The following is a 3482-nucleotide window of genomic DNA, read 5'->3' as shown; positions in this document are numbered from 1 at the left end:
AAACGTTATAGGTGGAACAGGAACATTGTTATATCAATTGGACGATGGGGTTTTACAAGAATCAAACGTATTTACAGAGGTAAGTGGTGGAAAACATATTATTACTGTTGTTGATACACAAGGTTGTACCTATCTTACAAAAGAAGTAATGGTAATAGATTACCCAAAATATTTCACACCAAATGGCGATGGAATTAATGATACGTGGAATATTAAAGGTCTAAATCAACCAGATGCGAAAATATTTATTTTTGATAGATATGGAAAATTAATAAAGCAAATTACACCAACTGAAACTAGTCAAGGATGGGATGGAACTTATATTGGTTCAGTACTACCATCAACAGACTATTGGTTTACCATAGAATATAAGGAAAAAGACCAACAAAAATTATTTAAGGCACACTTCGCTTTAAAAAAATAGCATAAATAAAAAAATTCATTGTTTTTTAGAGGAATTAGCTACATTTGTAATTAATACATCTGCTATTGGCTAATATTAAATAGGCTATGAATTATAAATTGTTTAGTTTTATTATTTTCTTGTTTTTAATCTTTCATCCAAGTAGATTAAACGGACAGAATGCAGCAAAACAACAATTGTTAATTGCTGAGGCACAAAATAGCGCAACTTTTCAGCCAAATGAATCCTTAAAAATAGCATTATTACTTCTAAAAGGGTCAAATACAAATGAAGAAAAAGTAAAACTAAATTTGTTAATTTCCAAAATCTACAGCATATTAGGAGACTATACAAATGCTGCAAATTATTTATTTGAAGCAAATACAAACACAGAATCAAATTCTGTTTTTCAAAAAGCAAAAATTAATATTGAGAAAACAGCACTTTTAAAATCAATTTTTTTACACAAACAAAGTAATATTTACTTAAATAAAGCACGTTACGAAGTAAATAATTTGACAAACAGTAAACAGATTTATGAAATAAAATCACTAATTATTTTAGAAGAGTTAGAGCTATTACTTCATAAACAAGAATATAAAAAAGCAAAAGAGATTATTCAAAAAAACAATTATAATTCATTTTTGCAAAAAGAGAATATATCAAAAAAACGTTTTTTACTAATACAATCTAGAATAAATAATAATTTAGGGGATTTTCATAACAACATCCCTATATTAGAAAGCTTAAAAAAACTAATAAATAAAGAAGACAAATATTTTGAAATACAGGTTTGGAATGAAATTGCTAAAAATTATTTCTATCAACAAAACTATTCAAAAGCAATTGAGTGTGCGTTAAAATCACAAGAAATATTAGTTGAATTAGACAATATTTATCTATTAGAAAACACAACAGAAACATTAGTTTTAAGTTATTTGGCTTTAAATAAAGAACAAGAATACAAGTTATTTAATACAAAGCTTCTTACCATAAAAACAGAAATTGAAAAAAAAGAAGAAGAAGCTATAAATACCGTTTATAATTTAATTAATTCCGAATATCGAATAAACTATTCCGTAAAAAAAACCGATTTTACTAAAAAACTTTATCTAAGTATAGGGCTGTTTCTTCTATTTTCAATTGTATTTGGATTCGTTGTATATAAAAAATACACCTACAAAAAAAGACTAACTGAAATAATTAGCTATTTGAAAGTTACCAATAAAAACATCTTAAGTAAAGTAGAAAAAAACGAAGTAATCAATAAAAAAAATAGCATCCCCGTAGAAACCGAACAACAAATATTAAACAAACTCAAAAAGTTTGAATCAAGTTCGAAATTTACAAATAAAGATATTTCATTAGCTGTATTAGCAGGACATTTTGAAACCAATACTAAGTACCTTTCAGAAATTATCAACAAACATTATCATATAAATTTTAATACTTATATAAATAAATTACGAGTTAATTTCATTATTGAAAAACTAAAAACCGAACCAAACTTCTGTAATTATAAAATTAGTTATTTAGCAGAACTTAGTGGATTTACATCTCACAGTAGTTTTGCAACTGTATTTAAATCAATCAGTGGCATTTCACCAATAACATTTATCGATATATTGAAAAATGAAAGAAATGATACCCAAATAACGCCATCAGAAAATGAATAAAAAAAGTTTTATTTTAGTAATCTTACTTCTACTTTCTACCCGTTATTCTGTTTTTGCACAAGATCAAAAAAAGTTAGAGCAATTAATAAAAACATCAAATGTAGAAATGTATGAAAACCCAGAAAAAGTAATTTCTACAGGGTTAAAAATCATTCAATTATCAAAAAATAATATTGATTTAAAGATTAAAGCGTACAAATTAGTTTCAGATGGGTATTCCTCTAAAAGAGAGTATCAAAAATCATTAAAATATTTGATAAAAGCTTTAGAATTGTTGCCAAAATCAGAAGATAAATTACTTAAAATCTCAATAGATACAAAAGCAGGAATTCAGTACCATCAACTTAATATATATCAAAGTGCCATCACCTACTTAGACCGAGCAGAAAAAATGTGCTTAGAATATCCCGTTCAAGATTCGATAACTAGTTTTTTAGGGGTTAATTACGTGGTTAGAGGATTTATATATAAAGAAAAGCTTAATTGTGACATTGCCATTAGTTTTTTTGATAAAGGCATTAAGACCTTAAGTTACAATAACAAAAAAAATGAAAATGCAACTAAGATAAGTATTGCAAAATATAACAAAGGGAACTGTTACTTATTATTAGAAGAAAATGGGTTGGCCGAACAAAGTTTTAAGGAAGCATTAAAAGGTGCAAAGTCAGTTAACGCTAAAAGTTTAGAAGCTTTTGCACTTAAAGGTATTGCACAAATACACACTTTTAACGGAGCGTATGCCGATGCAATAAGTGAATTAAATCAAGCTTATTTTATAGCCAAAAACGTTAATGATTTGGTCTTAAATCAAGAAATATACTTAGGCTTATCGGTAAACTATTTGGCTATAAATCAACCAGAAAAATATAAAGAATACCAACAAAAATTCATTCAAACGCAAACAAAACTTAAAGAAAACGAACGTGCATCAATTGAAAATTTATTACAAGAAAACTACAATAATTTGGAAAACAAAGCAAAGTCTGATTTGTCTAATTTTTGGATTTTGGTATTTCTGGCATTAACAATAAGTATCCCTTTAATTGCTTTAATTATTAATAAAAAAACCAATACTAACATTAAAGAATTAAAAGCAAATATTAACGAAATAAATTCAAATTTTAGTTCCTTAATATAGAAAACACGAAGCTAAACAGCTCTAATATTATAAATAACCTCTAATTCTTGAAAAATCGAGTTAGATTTTCACTTGATAGGTGTACTTTAAAAAATCCTTAATTAGCTAGTTTATAGTTTTTTAAGGATTTATTATTATTACATAGTATCCAAAATTATAATAAAATCATATCAATATTAAAAATAGTATTTAAAATAGATACTATTTTAAATACTATTTTTAATATTGATATGATTTTATTATAATTTTGGATACTATGTAATAA

Annotated in this window: 3 protein-coding genes; all 3 read left to right on the top strand. The window is 25.6% G+C overall.

Going from position 1 to position 3482, the window contains the following annotated elements; translation table 11 throughout:
• A partial coding sequence (locus ACIQ11_RS09605; RefSeq protein ID WP_396154406.1) for a T9SS type B sorting domain-containing protein occupies positions 1-424 on the top strand: 424 nt, incomplete at its 5' end.
• Between the two features lie 86 nt (positions 425-510).
• On the top strand, positions 511-2079 hold the full coding sequence (locus ACIQ11_RS09600) for a helix-turn-helix domain-containing protein (RefSeq protein ID WP_396154404.1): 1569 nt from the start codon (positions 511-513) through the stop codon (positions 2077-2079).
• Positions 2072-3217, top strand: coding sequence for a tetratricopeptide repeat protein (locus tag ACIQ11_RS09595; protein ID WP_396154402.1), 1146 nt, complete (start codon positions 2072-2074; stop codon positions 3215-3217). Before ACIQ11_RS09600 ends, ACIQ11_RS09595 begins: the two co-directional genes overlap by 8 nt.
• Positions 3218-3482: the final 265 nt, after the last annotated feature.

The organism is Flavobacterium sp. (assembly GCF_044361065.1).
GTDB lineage: Bacteria > Bacteroidota > Bacteroidia > Flavobacteriales > Flavobacteriaceae > Flavobacterium.
Note: the sequence above shows the minus strand (reverse complement) of the source record. Positions and strands in the feature narration are given on the sequence as shown.